A 19,732-nucleotide genomic window follows, 5' to 3' on the forward strand; every position below is an offset into this window, starting at 1 on the left:
GGACAAAATTGGCGTTCCCGGCCACCATGCCGTAAAAAAATAAACACGCATTCAGACGTGCTTTTTTATCTAATATTGGAGATAATAATAGCAGTCGAAACGTGTTAAGGTAAACGAATAGACACTTCTATATAAATAGGATAGAATTGTTAAAAGGTTGAGAACATGGGTAAATAGTTTACAACGACGATACTAATTAGATGGAGGTGTCAGGAAATGACTGATAAAGAAATCATCGTCCCCCTCCTGCCGCTTAGAGGACTGCTTGTATATCCAACGATGGTACTTCATTTAGATGTAGGCCGAGATAAATCGGTACAAGCCCTTGAGAAAGCAATGGTGGAAGACCATCTTATATTTTTAACGACACAACAAGATGTTTCGTTGGACGAACCAGGTGAAGAAGATTTATTTACAATGGGAACTTTAACAAAGGTAAAACAGATGTTGAAGCTTCCGAATGGTACAATCCGGGTGTTGGTGGAAGGGTTGAACCGCGCAGAAGTCATGGAATTTTACGATTATGAGACACATTATGGTGCCAAGATTAAAATATATGAAGACAGTGATGAAAAGGATGCTGAACATCAAGCATTAATGCGCACACTACTGGATTATTTTGAACAATACATAAAAATGTCCAAGAAAATAACCGGTGAAACGTTTTCGTCCACTTCGGATATTGAAGAGCCTGGGCGATTAGCGGATATAATCGCTTCCCATTTGCCTTTGAAATTGAAGGAGAAGCAAGAAGTGCTTGAGACCATTGATATGAAAGAGCGTCTTAGCCGTGTAATCGAGATCATCAATAACGAAAAAGAAGTTCTTTTTCTCGAGAAAAAGATCGGCCAGCGTGTTAAACGTTCGATGGAACGGACTCAAAAGGAATATTATTTACGAGAGCAAATGAAAGCGATCCAAAAGGAATTGGGCGATAAAGAAGGAAAAACAGGGGAAATTGAAGTCCTGAACGAAAAGATAGAAGAAGCGGAAATGCCTGAACATATCAAAGAAACGGCATTAAAGGAATTGGACCGTTATGAAAAAGTTCCTTCGAGCTCAGCAGAAAGCTCTGTGATCCGCAATTATATCGAATGGCTGATCTCTCTTCCTTGGACCAAAGCGACCAAAGATGACTTGAATATTCATAAAGCCGAAAAAATCCTGAACCGGGACCACCATGGTTTGGAAAAGGTGAAGGAGCGTGTGCTTGAGTATTTGGCCGTGCAGCAATTGACCAAATCATTGAAGGGACCGATCCTTTGCTTGGTGGGACCGCCAGGAGTCGGGAAAACGAGCTTGGCTAAATCGATCGCTTCATCCCTGAATAGGAATTTCGTCCGTATATCTTTAGGTGGGGTGCGCGATGAATCAGAAATCCGCGGACATCGCCGCACATATGTAGGGGCAATGCCGGGACGGATCATTCAAGGCATGAAAAAAGCTGGAACGATAAATCCGGTCTTTTTACTGGACGAAGTGGATAAGATGTCCAATGACTTTAGGGGAGATCCATCTGCAGCGATGCTTGAGGTGCTCGATCCAGAGCAAAATCATAATTTCAGTGATCATTATATTGAAGAAACCTACGATCTTTCCAAAGTCATGTTCGTCGCAACGGCAAATAATTTGGGATCGATTCCTGGTCCGCTTCGTGATCGTATGGAAATCATTTCGATTGCAGGTTATACTGAGATAGAGAAACTTCATATAGCCAAGGATCACTTGCTGCCTAGACAGCTTGAAAACCATGGTTTATTGAAGACACAATTGCAAGTCCGTGAGGAAGCACTTACAAAAATCATCCGTTACTATACTCGGGAAGCCGGTGTTCGGAGTCTGGAACGACAGCTTGCAGGCATCTGTCGGAAGACTGCAAAAATCATCGTGTCCGGAGATAAAAAGCGGGTCGTCATCGCTGAAAAGAATGTCGAGGAGTTTTTAGGGAAAACCATGTTCCATTATGGACAGGCGGAGGTCGAGAACCAAGTTGGTGTAGCTAATGGTTTAGCATACACGTCGGTAGGTGGCGATACGCTGCAAATCGAGGTTTCCTTATCACCAGGTAAAGGGAAGCTGATCCTGACAGGAAAGCTTGGCGATGTAATGAAAGAGTCAGCCCAGGCTGCTTTCAGTTATGTCCGTTCAAAAACCGAGAAACTTCAGATTGATGCGAACTTCCATGAAAAATATGATATTCATATTCATGTCCCCGAAGGTGCGGTTCCAAAAGATGGCCCTTCTGCAGGCATCACGATTGCAACAGCGTTAATATCGGCCCTTACAAATAGGCCGATCAGAAAAGAGGTAGGCATGACAGGCGAAATTACATTACGCGGACGGGTTCTTCCGATCGGCGGGCTTAAAGAAAAATCTTTAGCGGCCCATCGCGCAGGACTTACGAAAATCATCATCCCGCAAAATAACGAAAAGGATATTGATGATATCCCGGAAAGTGTCCGTAAAGCATTAACATTTGTTCCAGTTTCACACGTCGATGAAGTCCTTGAGCATGCATTGGTAGGTGTGAATGAATGAAAGTAACAAGTTCAGATATTGTCATCAGTGCTGTGAAGCCTGAACAATATCCCAATACTCCAATACCGGAATTTGCCTTGGCAGGCCGTTCCAATGTTGGGAAGTCCAGTTTCATCAACAAAATGATCAATCGAAAAAACTTGGCGCGCACTTCCTCTAAACCGGGTAAAACGCAGACCTTGAATTTTTATATCATAAATGAAGCACTCCATTTTGTGGATGTACCGGGTTATGGTTATGCAAAAGTATCCAAGACGGAGCGTGATGCTTGGGGGAAGATGATTGAAACGTACTTCACTTCCCGTGACCAGCTCCGCGCTGCGCTTCTGATCGTCGATTTGCGTCATCCGCCGACAAAGGATGATATCGCAATGTATGAATTCCTGAAGCATTATGACCTGCCCCGGATTGTCATTGCCACCAAAGCGGATAAAATTCCAAAAGGCAAATGGCAGAAACACTTGAAAATCACGCGCCAAACGTTAAATATGGAAAAAGAAGATGAATTGCTTCTATTCTCTGGTGAAACAGGCGAAGGTAAGGAACAAGCATGGGGCGTCCTTAAGAAATATATGTAAAAGAAAAGGGTATTCCGCATCTGGAATACCCTTTTTCATTATGTAATCGAAAATATTCACTTTTTTCGAACCAAAAAATAAATGCCGATCGCCATCAAGGCAAAGGGCCAAAACCTTTCGATGTTCGCGGTGGTTGTTTCGACAATCCCGAAAGACGTTGTGATTTTATCATAGAATAAGAATGTGACCGAGACGATGAATATGACCATCCCATGAAACATTCCAGAATTTGTTTTACGTGCCCGGAGAATAAATCCCAGTGAGATGATTAAAATAAAGATACCTATATCATCCGGCCACATCTCCAGATTCTCGGCGATGTGGAAGTGGGCCCCGAACCCAAGTAAGATGACGCCCGGCAGGATGGACTCATATTCATTACCGCTATATGCCTGAATCAGGAAGGCGGTACCGACAATACATAATAAAGTGGGCCAGCTGAAAAAGCCCGGAAAGATTTCGATTTGGGAATGTTCAAGAAAAAAATAGAGCCCGAAACCGATTAAAACGATTCCTGGGAAAATACGATGCGTTTTCATTTTATCCTCCTATGCAATTCGATTACTTGAAGTTTTTTGCCATTTTTGATATGGTACTTTTGTACACAATGTCGAAATATGTATGTAACTTTACAAATCCCGCTTAGACACCTTTTGTAGCATTGAGGCGTTTTCGCGTCTTTTCATGGTAGCATATGTTTTCATAAACTGTTCATATTATTTGCGTGAATCCATTTTAGTACATGGTATAATTAATTTACATGAAAAATTTTGGGGGTGCAAAACAAAAGGATGCATATTCTAGCGGTTGGTATAAATTACAAAACTGCCCCTGTAGAAATTCGGGAAAAACTATCGTTTAACGAAGCCGAACTTGCCGAGGCAATGAAAGCTCTTAAAAATAAAAAAAGCATCTTGGAAAATATTATTATTTCAACATGTAACAGGACGGAAATCTATGCGGTCGGGGACCAGCTCCATACAAGCAGGTATTATATCAAGGAATTTCTTTCGGAATGGTTTAACATCGATAAAGAAGAATTTTCTAAATATCTGTTCATTTATGAAGGCGATGGGGCTGTCGAGCATTTATTTTCAGTTACCTGCGGTTTGAATTCCATGATACTGGGAGAAACTCAGATTTTGGGACAAGTACGGTCAAGCTATTTGTTAGGGCAGAAGGAAGATACGATCGGTACCGTTTTTAACCATCTCTTCAAGCAAGCCCTTACATTAGCTAAAAAAGCTCATTCGGAAACCGAAATCAATACCAATGCCGTTTCTGTCAGCTATGCGGCAGTCGAGCTAGCAAAAAAAATCTTTGGAGGCCTGAACGGCAAGAATGTCTTGATTCTTGGGGCCGGTAAGATGGGTGAGCTGGCCATTCAAAATCTGCATAGCAATGGCGCCGACAGTATTACGGTCATTAACCGCACCTTTCAGAAAGCGGTCGACCTGGCTGAGAGATTCAATGGTACGGCCAAACAGCTGCAAGAGCTTCAATGCGCTTTAGTGGATACCGATATCCTGATTACTTCCACTGGTGCAAAAGATCTTCTTGTAACAAAAGAAATGATGTCATTCGTCAATAAGCTTCGTAAGGGCCGTCCTATTTTCATGGTCGATATCGCAGTGCCGCGTGACCTCGATCCAACATTGGCCGAGCTGGAAAATGTCTTCTTGTATGACATTGACGATCTCGAAGGGATTGTGCAAGCCAATATCGAAGAACGTAAAAAAGCTGCCGAGAAAATAGAAATGATGATCGAATCAGAAATCGTGGACTTCAACCAGTGGATTAATTTACTTGGTGTGGTTCCCGTCATTTCTTCTTTACGGGAAAAATCCCTATCGATACAAAAGGAAACGATGGAAAGCATCGAAAGAAAGCTTCCGCATTTGAGCGAACGTGACAAAAAAGTCCTGAACAAGCATACGAAAAGCATCATCAACCAAATGCTGAAAGATCCGATACTTTATGCAAAAGAGCTGGCAGATGAGCCGAATGCAAAAGAGCAATTAAATAATTTCGTAAAAATCTTCCATTTAGAGGAATTGATTGAAGACCAGCTGGTTGCGGATGAAAAAGAACGGAACAGCTCCAAGTCATCCCTATTGAATCCAGTTCCTGTCCAGTAATGAGGTAGATATGGAATTACTAATGACAAGATTGCATGAAGCCACTGTTTTGCTGTATGCCATCAGTATGCTTTTATACTTTATTGATTTCCTTAATAATAACCAGAAGGCGAACAGGGTCGCCTTCTGGTTGCTTTCTATTGTTTGGGTGCTGCAAACAATTTTTTTGTTTCTGTATGTGTTGAAAACGGGAAGGTTCCCGGTATTGACGATTTTTGAAGGCTTATATTTTTATGCATGGGTCCTCATATCGCTATCATTGATCATTAACCGATTGCTAAGAGTCGATTTTACGGTCTTTTTTACGAATGTATTAGGTTTCATGGTTATGGCCATCCATACCTTTGCACCTGTTCAGATAGAATCTCAAGTGCTTGCACAGCGCCTGGTTTCAGAGCTATTGCTCATACATATCACTTTTGCGATCCTATCATATGGGGCATTCACGCTTTCTTTCGTTTTTTCAGTTTTATACTTGATTCAATATGATTTATTGAAACGGAAGAAGTGGGGAAAACGCCTGCTTCGACTCGGCGATTTAACAAAGCTCGAGCATATGTCCTATGTCCTCGCAGTTATAGGTGTTCCTTTATTGGTGGTCTCCCTCATCCTGGGGATTCAATGGGCTTATATAAAAGTCCCTGGGGTATCCTGGCTGGACATGAAGATCATCGGCTCATTTATTTTGCTTATTGCTTACAGTGTGTTTTTATACTTGAAAATTCGGAAACAAATGTATGGAAGGACGCTAGCCTTTCTGAATATTGGATCTTTCATGATTGTGTTAATTAACTTTTTCCTTTTCGGAAGCCTTTCAACATTCCACTTTTGGAATACATAGGAGGAAACTATGAGAAAAATAATTGTCGGTTCAAGACGTAGTAAATTAGCGATCACCCAAACGAACTGGGTTATCGATCAACTTAAAGGACTTGGGGTCCCATACGAGTTCGAGGTGAAGGAAATTGTCACAAAGGGTGACCAAATCCTTGATGTAACACTTTCCAAGGTCGGCGGAAAGGGCTTATTCGTTAAAGAAATCGAACAAGCGATGCTGGATAAAGAAATTGATATGGCCGTACATAGTATGAAGGATATGCCGGCAGTGCTGCCTCCAGGTTTGACGATCGGCTGCATACCACCGAGGGAGGACCATCGGGATGCCTTGATTTCAAAGAACCATGAAACCCTTTCCGAACTGAAGCCCGGTTCCATCATAGGTACAAGCAGCTTGCGGCGTGGCGCGCAAATTTTGGCTAGAAGGCCGGACCTTGAAATTAAATGGATTCGCGGAAATATCGATACCCGTCTGAATAAGCTGAAAACGGAAGATTATGATGCTATCATTTTAGCGGCAGCCGGACTATCAAGAATGGGTTGGGAGCAGGACATCGTAACGGAATTTTTAGATGAAGATATTTGCATTCCGGCAGTTGGACAAGGAGCTCTTTCCATTGAATGCCGTGAAGACGACAAAGAACTGCTGGCGGAACTTGCGAAATTGACCTGTGAAACAACGAAAAGGACGGTTGAAGCGGAACGTGCCTTTTTGGATAAAATGGAAGGCGGATGCCAGGTGCCGATTGCTGGATTTGCGGTGGCAAAAGATAATGGATCCGTTTCCTTGACGGCTTTGGTCGCTGCCCCGGATGGAAAGGTGATATATAAAGAAATGGTTGAAGGTGCTGATCCCGAGGCGGTTGGGCATGCCGCTGCCAAACAGATTAGCGAAATGGGCGGTAAAGAACTGATCGATCGCGTTAAAGAAGAGCTTGATCAGTAATGAACCCAGTTCAACCTCTTAAGGATTATCAGGTATTGATCACCAGAGGGAAAGGACAGGCAGATGGTTTAAAAGAGTCGATCGAAAAAAATGGCGGAACGCCGCTTCTTGTGCCATTGCTTGAGTTCACTCTTCCAGATTATATGGAAGATGTGCAACAGCGGTTTGAAGAGCTGCTCACATATGACTGGATCATTCTGACCAGTCAAAATGGAGTGGATTTCTTCTTTAAGCTTCTAGGAAACCAGCCTTTGAAGCTTCCGAAAATAGCCGTAATCGGCTCCAAAACAGAAGCGGCCCTGAAACGGCATGGATATAAGGCGGATTTCGTTCCAGCTCAGTTTGTTGCCGAAGGGTTCGTGGCGGAGTTCAATACCCTGCTTGATCCGGGTACCCGCGTGTTGCTGGCAAAAGGAAATCTCGCAAGGGCGGTTATTGCGGAGGCGATCAATGAAGCTGGAGCAATCTGTGATGAAGTGATAATTTATCATACAGTTCTTCCCCGAAGCAGTGAAAAAAAACTGGTGCAGCTTATAAAGAACCATGAAATCGACATCATGACCTTTACGAGTTCATCGACGGTCAATCATTTTTTACAGATCATGAAAAGCCATGAATTGGATACATACATAGACCGGATCATCATCGCCTGCATCGGGCCGATTGCCGCTAAAACGGCTGAAAAACATGGGCTATCCGTCGATGTCTGTCCAGATGTTTATACGACGGATGCCATGGTTGCGGAGTTAATACGCTTCATCTTGAAAAGAAATAAAAAGGGAGGAACTTTCAAATGAAAAACATTCCATTCAATCGCCACCGCCGCTTGCGTGCAAGTGCTGGCATGAGGGCTTTAGTCCGTGAAACACAATTGCATAAAGAGGATTTGATTTATCCGATCTTCGTCATCGACGGGGAAAATGTGAAAAATGAAATCAACTCCATGCCAGGTATCTATCAGCTATCCATGGATAATCTGGGTGCCGAAATGGATGAAGTAGTGAGTCTGGGCATTAAATCAGTCATTTTATTCGGTGTCCCTTTTGATCATGATAAAGACGAACAGGGAACAGGGGCATTTCATCACAATGGACTTGTGCAAGAAGCAACGCGGTTTATTAAAAAACAATATCCTGAAGTTATTGTCATAGCGGATACCTGCCTTTGCGAGTATACAAGCCATGGCCATTGCGGGGTCGTTGAAGGGGAAAAAATCCTTAATGACGCTTCTCTTGACCTTCTTGCCAAAACGGCAATCAGCCAGGCTGAGGCCGGAGCAGACATCATTGCGCCTTCCAATATGATGGACGGTTTCGTTGCGGCCATCCGTGCAGGTCTGGATGAAGCGGGTTATGAAGATATTCCGATCATGTCCTATGCGGTGAAATATGCTTCGGCTTTTTACGGTCCATTCCGTGATGCTGCGAATGGTGCGCCGCAATTTGGCGACAGGAAAACTTACCAAATGGATCCCGCCAATCGCCTGGAAGCATTTCGTGAAGCTGAATCCGATGTTGCTGAAGGTGCGGACTTCCTAATCGTGAAACCAGCCCTTTCCTACATGGACATCATCAGGGACGTTAAGAATAACTTTAATCTTCCGATCGTTTCCTATAATGTCAGCGGTGAATATTCAATGGTCAAAGCTGCTGCCCAAAACGGCTGGATTGATGAAAAAGCGATAGTGATGGAAATGCTGACAGGCTTGAAACGCGCAGGTTCCGACTTGATCATCACGTATTTTTCAAAAGAGGTAGCACGCTGGATTAACGAAGATAATCAATGATAAAAAAATATAACCTGTAATGGAAAAAGGGGATTGAATCATGCGGTCATATGAAAAATCGAAAAAAGCTTTTGCCGAAGCAAAAAATTTGATGCCAGGCGGCGTGAACAGCCCGGTACGTGCCTTCAAATCTGTGGACATGGATCCCATTTTCATGGAGCGTGGAAAAGGCTCGAAAATGTATGATATCGATGGAAATGAATATATCGACTATGTTCTTTCATGGGGACCGCTCATCCTGGGTCACACGAATGACCGTGTCGTGGAATCATTGAAAAAAGTAGCGGAGTCAGGTACAAGCTTTGGAACCTCTACACTGATTGAGAATGAACTGGCCAAGCTGGTCATGGAACGGGTGCCTTCGATTGAAATGATCCGGATGGTATCATCAGGAACCGAAGCGACGATGAGTGCGCTAAGGCTGGCACGAGGCGTTACAGGCCGTGATAAAATCCTGAAATTCGAAGGTTCCTATCATGGCCATGGCGATTCATTGCTGATCAAAGCGGGTTCCGGCGTTGCAACATTAGGTTTACCGGATAGCCCTGGTGTACCGGAAGGCATTGCAAAAAATACGATTACCGTAGCATATAATGATCTTGCTGCAACCAAATATGCGTTTGAACAATTTGGCGAAGACATCGCCTGTATCATCGTAGAACCTGTTGCAGGGAATATGGGCGTGGTTCCGCCACAACCTGGTTTCCTCGAAGGCTTACGTGAAGTGACGACCCAATACGGGGCTCTATTGATCTTTGACGAAGTCATGACAGGGTTCCGTGTCGGCTATAATTGTGCACAAGGCTATTTTGGCATCGTACCTGACCTGACTTGCCTTGGGAAAGTAATTGGCGGCGGCTTGCCTGTCGGAGCATTCGGAGGCAAGCGCGAATTCATGGAACAAATTGCCCCGAGTGGGACAATCTATCAAGCGGGAACATTGTCCGGTAACCCTCTTGCCATGACGGCCGGCTTTGAGACGCTGAGCCAATTGACTCCAGAGTCTTATGATGAGTTCACCCGAAAAGGGGATATGCTCGAAAAAGGAATTGGAGCGGCAGCGGATAAGTACGGTGTTCCCCATACATTCAACCGTGCCGGCTCCATGATTGGACTTTTCTTTACTAATGAAGATGTCGTAAACTATGATACAGCAAAAACATCCGATTTAGAGTTCTTTGCTTCCTACTATAGGGAAATGGCGAATCAAGGCATCTACTTGCCGCCGTCACAGTTTGAAGGGTTATTCCTTTCCACTGCACATAGTGATGAAGATATCGAAAAAACCATTGCTGCGGCAGAACAGGCTTTTGCCAAATTAAAAAAATGATTCAAGGCTTCATGAGCTACCGCGATATTCGATAATGATAAATTTGAACTGGCTGCCATTTTTCCAAAAACTTTTGGAGAAAGGCAGCCAGTTTTTTTGAATTCAATCCGTATGTGTAAGAACCGAATTTAACGTTCACGGCCGAATTATTTGGAGGTAGATCTAAATAATTGGTAGAAAGCAGAATTAATAGGCTGTTGAGAATTAATATGGCGGTATAACCGAGCGGGTTTTTCAATCTGATTGTATTCCCGCTTGATTTAGCTTGAAAATTGAACCCCCTTCTATTAAAAGGTTCAGGGAATATCTAAGAAGCGCTGCAAATGAAATTAAGGAATAAACAGCTTCCTTCCTTCATAGATTGATATTGGTATAGGTACCGTTTCATGAAGCTGAAAGGAGGAGTTGTCTTGTCGCAAGAAAATGAATCGTATTTACGATTTTCTTTAGAGGAATCCGTTTGGTTTCAGAAGGGACAGGAAGTGGCTGAGCTATATTCGATTTCCCTTGATCCAAATGTGTCGATTCAAGAAAGTGATCAATATGTTTTTATACGAGGCTCGTTGGATTTAAGCGGTGAATACAAAGACTCGCAAAATGGTGAAGAAGAGGAGTTTTCGCAGACCTTTTTGCCAAAAGCGGTTCAAAAGGTTGAGAGGCATCCCAATGGACTTAATGAGTTCACACACCGTTTTCCGGTTGATATAACGATTCCGAATAATCGGATTGCCTCTTTGGATGAGGTTGATGTCTCGATTCAAAGCTTTGATTATGCCATGCCAGAGCATAACTGCTTGAAATTGCAGGCGGACCTTTTGATAACCGGAATCTATAATGATTCATATGTGGAAGAACGGTTTGATACTGAGCAGGAAGTTGGGGAAACGGAGGATCAGGAAGAAACGGATGGGGAAAATGAGTCATACATTCCTTATGCAGCCGCAGTGCCGCCAATCCCGGATTTTCAGCCCGTTTTCCGTGATGAGGAGGAAGAAGAGTTATACGCGCCTTTTTCTGCAGAGTCAAAACGGGTTTCTGAAGCAAACGAAGAAGAAGAAGAGGAACCGATTTATTTAAGCGATCAGCATAATGCTCCCGTTTTTGAAATCCCGGTTTCACCATATCCTGAAGAGGAGGAATGGGAAACGGAAGTGCATAGACAGGAAGAAGCTCAAGCTGTAGAGGAAGAAGTAATTGGTGATCCGCCTGAATCCCCGGAAAAGGTACCTTTCATGGGAGAGGCAAAATTGGAGGAAGAACCAAGCAGGCAGGATTCCTTGGAGATTCCTAGAGTGACATTTATAGAAGAAGTAGAAGAAGAGCCAAGTCAAGCAACCAATCATGAAAGTAGCCCAGTTTTAAATGTAGAAACCGAGGATGTCATCCGGCAGGAAGACGATGCCGTTACAGCGGGTCCTATCCTTAATGAGAATGTGAAGGTGGAGCAGGAAGAGGAATCCAATTCGTCCATAAGCGATCTATTCAAAAAGAGGGAAAGACCTGCGCCTCCGGCTAAGGAGGGTAAGAGTTTCAAAGGCAGGAAACAAGCAGCGGAACGTGATGAAAAAGAAACGGCCGATCATGATGAAAAGCAGCTTTCCATCATGGATTTATTCGGACGGAAACAAGAAGAAGAACTGGTAAGGATGAAGGTTTGCATTGTTCAGCAAGGGGAAACGCTTGATGACTTGGCTCAGCGATATGATGTTACGGTTCAATCGATCCTTTTCAGCAATGAATTGGAGTCAAATCAGAACGTCCATGAAGGGCAAGTCATTTATATACCGAAGGCGGTTGCGTATAAGAATTGACCGGGACAGAGAGCAGGGCATATGCTCTGCTCCTGTTCTTTAAATGCTAGAGGAAGCGGATTGTTTAGTTTTTTTAGAGAAAGTGAGTGAGTCTCGTGAGGGAAAACGAGAATCAGCAGCCTGCCAATCGGGATCGGGACACGGAGACCGTATTGAAGGAATATGCCCTGTATGTACAATATATTGAGGACTTTGGGCGTGTAAAAAAAGTATACAGTGATCGCGGTACATTTGCCTTGAAATCCATGTTACCGCATAACGGCATTGATTTTATCAAAAATGTTCAAAAACTGTACCATCGCGGCTATAATCGAATCGTTCCCATTTATCAAACGATGGATCAGCGTTACGCCGTTCTTCATAATGGACGTTTGTATTACTTGATGCCCTGGCTCAATGATGAAAGGGACGGGGAGCGCGATGAAAAGCATAAGCAATTGTTCAGGGAGCTTGCTCGGATGCATACACTTTCCGTTAAGGAAATACAAGTGGATATTGAGGAACGGGAAGCCCATTATGAGCGGACGCTTGATGCCTGGAATAACGAAAAGGAATTTATAGAAGAGTATATTGTCAGCTGTGAAAAGAAGTGGTATATGTCTCCATTCGAACTGACGGTTTGTTCTTTCTACACTGATATTTCACAGGCTCTGAAGTACTCGATCAAGAAGTTTGAAACCTGGTATGAAAAAACGAAGGATAGTGAAAAGGTTCGAACCGTGGTAACGCACGGAAAGGTTTCTTTGAAGCATTTCGTTTATGATGAACGGGGATATGGCTACTTCATCAATTTTGAGAATTCGAATACGGCTCCGCCGCATTTCGATTTACTGCCATTTCTCGTTAAATCGGCCAGGACCTATCCTGTCCAATGCGATGACTGTGTTGACTGGCTATATAACTATTTTCGTTATTTTCCGTTAAAAGAAGAAGAATTATTGCTCATGCAAAGTTATCTGGCATTCCCTGGATCAGCTTTGGAATTAGTGAAGGGTTATTCCGATGGCAGGGGCCATCGTTCAGAGCTTGATAATGTCACACAACTTCAGAGGCAATTTTGGCTTTTGAAAAATATTGAATATATGGTGATGAGAATCGAAGAAATTGAACAGAAGAAAAAGGCCGCTGCCGAGGCTGCCAACGAAGAACAATCACCCCCAAGCTAAATATACATGATTGGATCATCTCCAGTCATGTATATTTTTTTGCTGTAAGGGAATAATTAAATCCATTCGAAATACAAAGACATGGCAAGGAAAATAAACGCGATAAGCAGGAGCATATCGAAAAAAGTCGGGAAAATCAGCGTACGTAATCCTTGGAATACGATAAAGGGGACGATGAACTGCTGGCAGACACCGCGGAATTTTTTCACCCAAGGCGGTAAAGTATAGGGAGTATATCTTCGCTTCATATTATTACCTTCCTTTTTAGGACTTCTTATATTCTATGGGTGGGCAGTGAAAAAGGTGAAACAGCCGTCACATTCACTGTTCCTGGAGGATAAAATAAAGAAAATGAACTTGAATGCATCAAATGGGATGATTCCTGAGAAAGTAAGCGAAAAGATGATTGACTGGAGCCCCATGTTTTTTGTACTATATACTATATGCATTCAATGTTTTTACATATGAATATAAATCAATGCAAAGACCGGAAATAGTAAGATGAAATGCACTTTTCAGAGAGGAAACCAAATTGGTGCGAGGTTTCCAGGAAGCAGCATCCGAAGTCGTCCGCGAGCAGTCTTCGTGAACTTCTTAGTAGCGAAGGCCGGTGAAGAGCCGTTATCCGATTTGAGAGCCGAAAGGGATTTTTTTCTTTTTCGGAAAAAAGGTGGCACCGCGAACAACTTCCTTCGTCCTTTTGTGATGATGGAAGTTTTTTTTATGCCCAAAAGGAGGAAATGATATGGAAGAGAACCAAATTTCAATGCCGACTAAATATGATCCGCAGACGATAGAGAAAGGCCGCTACAAATGGTGGCTTGATGGAAAGTTTTTCGAAACGACGGGTGACGATAAAAAAGAACCATACACGATCGTCATCCCGCCGCCTAACGTTACAGGTAAGCTGCATCTTGGCCACGCTTGGGATACAACTCTTCAAGATATACTGACACGCATGAAAAGGATGCAAGGCTATGATGTTTTATGGTTACCAGGCATGGACCATGCGGGTATTGCCACTCAAGCGAAAGTAGAACAGAAACTTCGTGCTGATGGCGTGAGCCGTTATGACCTTGGGCGTGAAAAATTCGTGGAAGAGACATGGAAATGGAAAGAGGAATATGCGAGCCATATCCGTGAACAATGGTCAAAGCTAGGTCTTGGACTTGATTATACCCGTGAACGCTTCACCTTGGATGAAGGTCTTTCAAAAGCAGTGCGCGAAGTGTTCGTTTCGCTTTATAACAAGGGCTTGATTTATCGCGGCGAATACATCATCAACTGGGATCCATCAACGAAAACGGCGTTATCCGATATCGAGGTCATTTACAAAGATGTGCAGGGCGCATTTTACCATATGAAATATCCATTGGTTGACGGATCGGGTGAAATTGAAATTGCCACCACCCGTCCAGAAACGATGCTTGGCGATACTGCTGTTGCTGTACACCCTGAAGATGACCGTTATAAACACTTGATCGGCAAAAAGGTCCGCTTGCCAATTACTGGCAGGGAAATCCCGATTGTCGGTGATGATTATGTCGATATGGAATTCGGTTCAGGCGCTGTCAAAATTACTCCTGCTCATGATCCGAATGACTTCGAAATCGGGAACCGTCACGACTTGGAGCGCATCCTTGTCATGCATGAAGATGGCTCGATGAATGAAAAGGCCGGTAAATATGAAGGCATGGACCGTTTTGAATGCCGTAAGCAAATCGTCAAGGACCTTCAGGAAGAAGGAGTACTCTTCAAAATCGAAGATCACCTTCACTCAGTAGGCCATTCAGAGAGAAGCGGTGCTGTTGTTGAACCATATCTTTCGACGCAATGGTTCGTTAAGATGCAGCCGCTGGCTGATGCTTCCGTTGAGCTTCAAAAAGGAACCGATGAGGAAAAAGTTCATTTCGTACCGGACCGTTTCGAGAAAACGTACCTGCATTGGATGGAAAATATCCGCGACTGGTGCATTTCCCGTCAGCTTTGGTGGGGTCACCGCATTCCCGCCTGGTACCATAAAGAAACAGGTGAAGTGTATGTAGGTCATGAAGAGCCGGCGGACGCTGAAAACTGGGAACAAGATACAGATGTCCTTGATACATGGTTCAGCTCGGCATTATGGCCGTTCTCGACTATGGGCTGGCCAGACAAGGACAGTGTCGATTTCCAACGTTACTATCCAACCGGGGCACTTGTGACAGGCTATGATATCATTTTCTTCTGGGTATCGCGGATGATTTTCCAAGCTCTTGAGTTCACAGGTGAACGACCATTTGAAGATGTGCTGATCCACGGTCTGGTTCGTGACGAACAGGGGCGCAAGATGAGTAAATCGCTAGGCAATGGTGTCGATCCGATGGATGTCATCGATCAATACGGTGCCGATTCCCTGCGTTACTTCTTATCTACGGGCAGCTCTCCAGGCCAGGACCTTCGTTATAGTACGGAAAAAGTCGAAGCAGTTTGGAATTTCTCCAATAAGATTTGGAACGCATCCCGTTTTGCTTTGATGAACATGAATGGCATGACGTATGACGAAATCGATTTAAGAGGTGAGAAGTCTGTAGCCGATAAATGGATCTTGACGCGTTTGAATGAAACGATTTCCAACGTAACCAGACTTGCGGACCGTTATGAGTTTGGTGAAGTGGGCCGTGTGCTATACAACTTCATTTGGGATGACTTCTGTGACTGGTATATTGAAATGGCGAAGCTTCCGCTATATGGAGAAGACGAAGCGGCTAAGAAAACGACGCGCTCGATCTTGGCGTATGTACTGGATAACACAATGAGATTGTTACACCCGTTCATGCCATTCATTACCGAAGAAATCTGGCAGAACCTACCTCACCAAGGTGAGTCCATCACTGTTGCCGCTTGGCCGGAAGTGAATGAAGAGTTGACAGATACAGCTGCAGCCGAGGAAATGAAGCTGCTTGTTGAAATCATCCGCTCCGTCCGTAATATCCGTGCTGAGGTGAACACACCGTTAAGCAAAAAAATCAATTTGATTTTAAAAGCGAAAGATGAGGCCATCTTAGCGACATTACAGAAAAACAGCAGCTATATCGAGCGTTTCTGTAATCCTGAACAATTGACGATCGGAATCGAAGTCGAAGAGCCTGCTCAAGCCATGACAGCTGTCGTAACTGGCGTAGAACTAATCCTTCCGCTTACAGGACTGATCAATATTGACGAAGAAGTGAAACGTCTTGAAAAAGAACTCGACAAACTTAATAAAGAAGTTGAGCGTGTACAGAAAAAATTAGGCAACGAAGGCTTCGTTAAAAAGGCGCCGGCAAGCGTCATCGAAGAAGAACGTGCCAAGGAAAAAGACTATAGCGAAAAACGCGACTCTGTAATCCACAGGATCAGCGAACTGAAACAACTGTAAAACAAAAGGATGAACCAGCTTGAAGCCGGTTCATCCTTTTTCTGTTTACATATTTAAGAAGAGGATATGCTTTCTTTTATGAATGTAAGGTACTCCCATACGATATTCATATCACTTAGTGCACTTAATGTCCGGCTCCCGACGACATCCTCAATTTCGTTCAGCATGAGGCTGCCATCTTCGGCAAATATGAAATCGATACCGACCAGGCCGAAATCAAATGAACTCATCACTCTTTCAACAAGGGCTAATTCAGATGCAGTCAGCTCATATAGCGAAGCCGATCCCCCCAGCGTATAATTTGCCTTGAAACTGGAAGCGGATTCCCTGAGTACAGCAGCCTTCACTTTATTACCAACCACAAAAACGCGAATATCCCTACCGAATAAGCCAGGTTTTTGAACTATCCAATTCCCATCATTCAGCTGGGCAAGATCATCGGCATGCTCGATTAGAAATACTTGTTTCCCGCCGCGGCCGCTTGTTTCTTTAGCAATGAAAGGGAGCTCCATGTCATCGGCACTCGGCCTTCCGTTACAATATACGGTATCGGCCATTGGAATCCCCAGCGAGGACAAATATTGATGCGTCTTTGCTTTGTCATTCGCGATTTCCGATACGAAGGAGGAGTTAAAGCAAGCAATTCCCAATCGCTCTAGTTGCTTAGTGAAAAAAGGATCAATGGTCCGGACGATGGCAAAGTCTGGCAATGAAATTGGCAGCATCTCATGTTCCACATACAACTTGTTGAAACGATGTCCGATCCTAAGGTCTTCCCGAAAGTGAAAGTGTAAATCAAGATCAAGTTTACTGGCTTCGTCAAGCATCCAATCTATGTATCCTTTATTTTTCAAGGAATCCTCACGGTTATAAATCAACCAGCCTGCTTGTTTTTTCATCAGATGCACTTCCTTTTCCTAATTCTTTCAAGATATAATCGAACATGCTATCGGCGATGTTGATGCCTGTACATTCAAAAATATTCAGTAAATGCGAATTCGAATTCACTTCGCACAAAAGCGGACCTTCTTCACCAAAAAGCAAATCGACGCCAGCGAAGTCGGCACCGAGAATTTGCGCACATCGAATGGCAAGTTGTGCTTCTTCACTGGTGGGTATATATGGTGCAGCCTGACCCCCGGCAGTCATATTAGCTCGGAAGTCCTGTTCGGAATGACGTTGCATCGCTGCTATGACTTGATTGCCCACGACATTCACGCGAATATCCCGACCTTTACTGTGCTCGATGAATTCCTGGATGATGAATGGTTTGTGGCCAAGATCACGGACCGTCTTCAGTAACTCATCCTCTGATTGGATTAAATATACTTGTTCCCCAAAAGAACCGTATGCTTCCTTAACGATTAGAGGATAACCGAGTTCATTGCCGATTTGGATAAAAGCATCCATATTGACCCTTTCAATCCCTTCGTACGTAAAAGGGGGAAATATGGTTTTCGGCATCGGTATGCCATGCCCTGTTAAGGCTTGATGTGTTTTTGCTTTGCTGTCGCATATATCGATTGCTGCACTGCTGTTATATACGGGGATGCCGAGCAATTCCAAATGGCGCGCCAAATGAATGTCTTTATCCATGAACAGAACAAAATCCGGCAGCTTATCAAAGGTTCCTTTAAGCAGCGGCACTCCTTTTTCGATTATGGGCATGAGATCTGAATTGCGGATAAGGGTTGCCATGATATCTTTCCTTTCAGCCGCCTCTTTAATGAACAAAGCTAAACTGGAAAACTTATCATGCTGTAAATAGCCGTTGACGACAATCCAGCAGTGGAAATCTGTAGTTTTCATGGTAAAACACTACCTTTCATCTAGGTTAATCGTACATATATTGATAAAATAATCTTAACGCATAAGAGCGGTATAAAGAAAGAGGAGGCTCCACGATAATGGTTACAACCATGAAAGAAATCAATCAATTTTTTGAACGGCGCCAAGTTCGGTTGGGCATGAATTTTGGCCTGTCACGGATGGAAACATTGTTAACTGAATTAGGCGACCCGCACAAGGAGCTAAGATATATTCACATTGCGGGGTCCAACGGGAAAGGATCGACACTGCAATATATTAAAGAAATTCTGCTTGCCCAAGGGATTCGGGTCGCTTCCTTCACTTCTCCTTATTTAATCCGGATGAATGAACAGCTGAAGGTGAATGAGGATGAAATCAGTGATCAGGATTTCATCGATGTCTTCCGGAAGCTTTGGCCGATCATCCATGAGATGGACAGCAAGGGGATTGGTCCCACCCAGTTCGAAATTTTGACTGCAATGGCATTCTCTTATTTTAGCAAAAAGGAAGTCGATTTGGTTTTGATGGAAACCGGTTTGGGAGGCAGGCTTGATACAACCAATGTCATCCAGCCGTTTCTTTCGATCATTACCTCGATCTCTTTGGAACATACGAACATCCTGGGTAACACACTTGGGGAAATTGCTTTTGAGAAGGCAGGCATCATAAAAAGCGGGGCGCCGGTCATCAGCGGAGTCACAGCCGGGGAACCAGCAAAAGTAATTGAAGAAAAAGCGTCAGCTTTAGGCGTACCTTATTACCAATTAGGTAAAGACTTTCGTGTTAGCAATATGAAGCGAAGTGAACGTGGGCAAAGTTTCTCATTTTCGCTTGCCGACAGGTCGATCGAAAATGTGGAAATGCAGATGCTGGGCCGTCATCAAATGGAGAATGCGGCACTGGCCATTGCTGCTGTCACGGTGGGAATGGAAAATATCGATGAAAAAAGCATCCTTAAAGGAATAGGGGCAGCGAAATGGGATGGACGCTTTGAAAAAATATCGGATGAGCCATTGGTGATCATTGATGGTGCACATAATCCTGCCGGTATCGACGTACTGAAGGAAACGCTAAAAGTGCATTACCCTGACTATAAGTACCGATTCGTATTCAGCTCATTTAAAGATAAAAACTATTCCGAGATGCTTCATGGACTGGAAACGGGGGCAATGGAAATCATCATTACCGAATTCGGCCATGAACGGGCGGCGGATGCGAAAATGCTTTATGAAAAATGCATTCATCCAAATAAAAGTATAAATAAGGATTGGCAGGCGGCGATAACGGAAGGCAGAAGGAAAACGGGGGATAAAGAGATCCTTGTCATTACAGGATCCCTTCATTTCCTTTCACTTGTGAGGGAGTTCCTAATCAGAGAAGATGCCTAAAGAATGTG

16 protein-coding genes and 1 other annotated feature are annotated in these 19,732 nt (G+C 43.7%); of the genes, 12 read left to right on the forward strand and 4 right to left on the reverse strand.

Features of this window, described 5'->3' with window-relative positions; translation table 11 throughout:
- The first annotated feature begins 216 nt into the window (after window positions 1-216).
- Both lon and yihA read left to right on the forward strand, forming a co-directional pair.
- A complete protein-coding gene (gene lon, locus ACFX4H_RS00265) occupies window positions 217-2,538 on the forward strand; it encodes an endopeptidase La (RefSeq protein ID WP_063590492.1) in 2,322 nt (773 codons plus the stop codon).
- Window positions 2,535-3,116, forward strand: coding sequence for a ribosome biogenesis GTP-binding protein YihA/YsxC (gene yihA, locus ACFX4H_RS00270; protein WP_034308918.1), 582 nt, complete (start codon window positions 2,535-2,537; stop codon window positions 3,114-3,116). Before lon ends, yihA begins: the two co-directional genes overlap by 4 nt.
- Window positions 3,117-3,172: 56 nt before the next feature.
- Here the strand turns inward: yihA and ACFX4H_RS00275 are convergent, their stop codons facing one another.
- Window positions 3,173-3,655 (reverse strand): LiaI-LiaF-like domain-containing protein, encoded by a 483-nt coding sequence (locus ACFX4H_RS00275; RefSeq protein WP_377433402.1) that lies wholly within the window; start codon window positions 3,653-3,655, stop codon window positions 3,173-3,175.
- A gap of 252 nt (window positions 3,656-3,907) precedes the next feature.
- On the opposite strand from ACFX4H_RS00275, the gene hemA reads away from it, so the two are divergent.
- From hemA to ysxE, 8 genes are all read left to right on the forward strand, one after another.
- Entirely contained in the window at window positions 3,908-5,254 is a 1,347-nt protein-coding gene (gene hemA / locus ACFX4H_RS00280) for a glutamyl-tRNA reductase (protein ID WP_034308915.1), read from the forward strand.
- A 10-nt stretch (window positions 5,255-5,264) separates the two neighbouring features.
- Window positions 5,265-6,095: a cytochrome C assembly family protein gene (locus ACFX4H_RS00285; RefSeq protein ID WP_034308913.1), complete on the forward strand. Its 831-nt coding sequence runs from the start codon at window positions 5,265-5,267 to the stop codon at window positions 6,093-6,095.
- 9 nt (window positions 6,096-6,104) lie between these two features.
- Complete coding sequence (hemC, locus tag ACFX4H_RS00290) at window positions 6,105-7,037, forward strand: hydroxymethylbilane synthase (protein ID WP_202311226.1); 933 nt, start codon at window positions 6,105-6,107, stop codon at window positions 7,035-7,037.
- Window positions 7,037-7,834, forward strand: a complete 798-nt coding sequence (locus tag ACFX4H_RS00295) for a uroporphyrinogen-III synthase (RefSeq protein ID WP_377433406.1) — start codon at window positions 7,037-7,039, stop codon at window positions 7,832-7,834. The genes hemC and ACFX4H_RS00295 overlap by 1 nt, the downstream gene beginning before the upstream one ends.
- On the forward strand, window positions 7,831-8,823 hold the full coding sequence (hemB, locus tag ACFX4H_RS00300) for a porphobilinogen synthase (protein WP_072273336.1): 993 nt from the start codon (window positions 7,831-7,833) through the stop codon (window positions 8,821-8,823). The genes ACFX4H_RS00295 and hemB overlap by 4 nt, the downstream gene beginning before the upstream one ends.
- Window positions 8,824-8,863: 40 nt before the next feature.
- Window positions 8,864-10,153, forward strand: coding sequence for a glutamate-1-semialdehyde 2,1-aminomutase (gene hemL / locus ACFX4H_RS00305; RefSeq protein WP_249598630.1), 1,290 nt, complete (start codon window positions 8,864-8,866; stop codon window positions 10,151-10,153).
- Window positions 10,154-10,563: 410 nt separating this feature from the next.
- A complete protein-coding gene (gene spoVID, locus ACFX4H_RS00310) occupies window positions 10,564-11,964 on the forward strand; it encodes a stage VI sporulation protein D (protein WP_377433410.1) in 1,401 nt (466 codons plus the stop codon).
- A 95-nt stretch (window positions 11,965-12,059) separates the two neighbouring features.
- Window positions 12,060-13,130, forward strand: coding sequence for a spore coat protein YsxE (gene ysxE / locus ACFX4H_RS00315; RefSeq protein ID WP_328138581.1), 1,071 nt, complete (start codon window positions 12,060-12,062; stop codon window positions 13,128-13,130).
- Window positions 13,131-13,186: 56 nt separating this feature from the next.
- Here the strand turns inward: ysxE and ACFX4H_RS00320 are convergent, their stop codons facing one another.
- A complete protein-coding gene (locus tag ACFX4H_RS00320; RefSeq protein ID WP_034308896.1) occupies window positions 13,187-13,378 on the reverse strand; it encodes a hypothetical protein in 192 nt (63 codons plus the stop codon).
- A 226-nt stretch (window positions 13,379-13,604) separates the two neighbouring features.
- Window positions 13,605-13,833, forward strand: a binding site (T-box leader).
- A gap of 42 nt (window positions 13,834-13,875) precedes the next feature.
- Between ACFX4H_RS00320 and ACFX4H_RS00325 the strand changes: the two genes are divergently transcribed.
- A complete protein-coding gene (locus ACFX4H_RS00325; RefSeq protein ID WP_377433413.1) occupies window positions 13,876-16,527 on the forward strand; it encodes a valine--tRNA ligase in 2,652 nt (883 codons plus the stop codon).
- A gap of 53 nt (window positions 16,528-16,580) precedes the next feature.
- Here ACFX4H_RS00325 and ACFX4H_RS00330 read toward each other — a convergent pair whose 3' ends face one another.
- Window positions 16,581-17,426, reverse strand: a complete 846-nt coding sequence (locus ACFX4H_RS00330; RefSeq protein WP_377433416.1) for an ATP-grasp domain-containing protein — start codon at window positions 17,424-17,426, stop codon at window positions 16,581-16,583.
- A complete protein-coding gene (locus ACFX4H_RS00335; protein ID WP_377433419.1) occupies window positions 17,395-18,336 on the reverse strand; it encodes an ATP-grasp domain-containing protein in 942 nt (313 codons plus the stop codon). Before ACFX4H_RS00335 ends, ACFX4H_RS00330 begins: the two co-directional genes overlap by 32 nt.
- Window positions 18,337-18,434: 98 nt before the next feature.
- On the opposite strand from ACFX4H_RS00335, the gene ACFX4H_RS00340 reads away from it, so the two are divergent.
- On the forward strand, window positions 18,435-19,724 hold the full coding sequence (locus ACFX4H_RS00340; protein ID WP_377433422.1) for a bifunctional folylpolyglutamate synthase/dihydrofolate synthase: 1,290 nt from the start codon (window positions 18,435-18,437) through the stop codon (window positions 19,722-19,724).
- The last annotated feature ends 8 nt before the right edge of the window (window positions 19,725-19,732 follow it).

It is taken from the genome of Peribacillus sp. YIM B13477 (genome assembly GCF_042787955.1).
GTDB classification, from domain to species: Bacteria; Bacillota; Bacilli; order Bacillales; family DSM-1321; genus Peribacillus; species Peribacillus frigoritolerans.

Coding starts and splice junctions, on each gene's coding strand:
- ACFX4H_RS00285 (WP_034308913.1), top strand. CDS start 5,265: ATGGAATTACTAATGACAAGATTGCATGAAGCCACTGTTTTGCTGTAT.
- ACFX4H_RS00330 (WP_377433416.1), bottom strand. CDS start 17,426: ATGAAAAAACAAGCAGGCTGGTTGATTTATAACCGTGAGGATTCCTTG.
- yihA (WP_034308918.1), top strand. CDS start 2,535: ATGAAAGTAACAAGTTCAGATATTGTCATCAGTGCTGTGAAGCCTGAA.
- ACFX4H_RS00275 (WP_377433402.1), bottom strand. CDS start 3,655: ATGAAAACGCATCGTATTTTCCCAGGAATCGTTTTAATCGGTTTCGGG.
- ACFX4H_RS00320 (WP_034308896.1), bottom strand. CDS start 13,378: ATGAAGCGAAGATATACTCCCTATACTTTACCGCCTTGGGTGAAAAAA.
- hemA (WP_034308915.1), top strand. CDS start 3,908: ATGCATATTCTAGCGGTTGGTATAAATTACAAAACTGCCCCTGTAGAA.
- ACFX4H_RS00335 (WP_377433419.1), bottom strand. CDS start 18,336: ATGAAAACTACAGATTTCCACTGCTGGATTGTCGTCAACGGCTATTTA.
- ACFX4H_RS00295 (WP_377433406.1), top strand. CDS start 7,037: ATGAACCCAGTTCAACCTCTTAAGGATTATCAGGTATTGATCACCAGA.
- ACFX4H_RS00325 (WP_377433413.1), top strand. CDS start 13,876: ATGGAAGAGAACCAAATTTCAATGCCGACTAAATATGATCCGCAGACG.
- hemL (WP_249598630.1), top strand. CDS start 8,864: ATGCGGTCATATGAAAAATCGAAAAAAGCTTTTGCCGAAGCAAAAAAT.
- ACFX4H_RS00340 (WP_377433422.1), top strand. CDS start 18,435: ATGGTTACAACCATGAAAGAAATCAATCAATTTTTTGAACGGCGCCAA.
- hemC (WP_202311226.1), top strand. CDS start 6,105: ATGAGAAAAATAATTGTCGGTTCAAGACGTAGTAAATTAGCGATCACC.
- hemB (WP_072273336.1), top strand. CDS start 7,831: ATGAAAAACATTCCATTCAATCGCCACCGCCGCTTGCGTGCAAGTGCT.
- lon (WP_063590492.1), top strand. CDS start 217: ATGACTGATAAAGAAATCATCGTCCCCCTCCTGCCGCTTAGAGGACTG.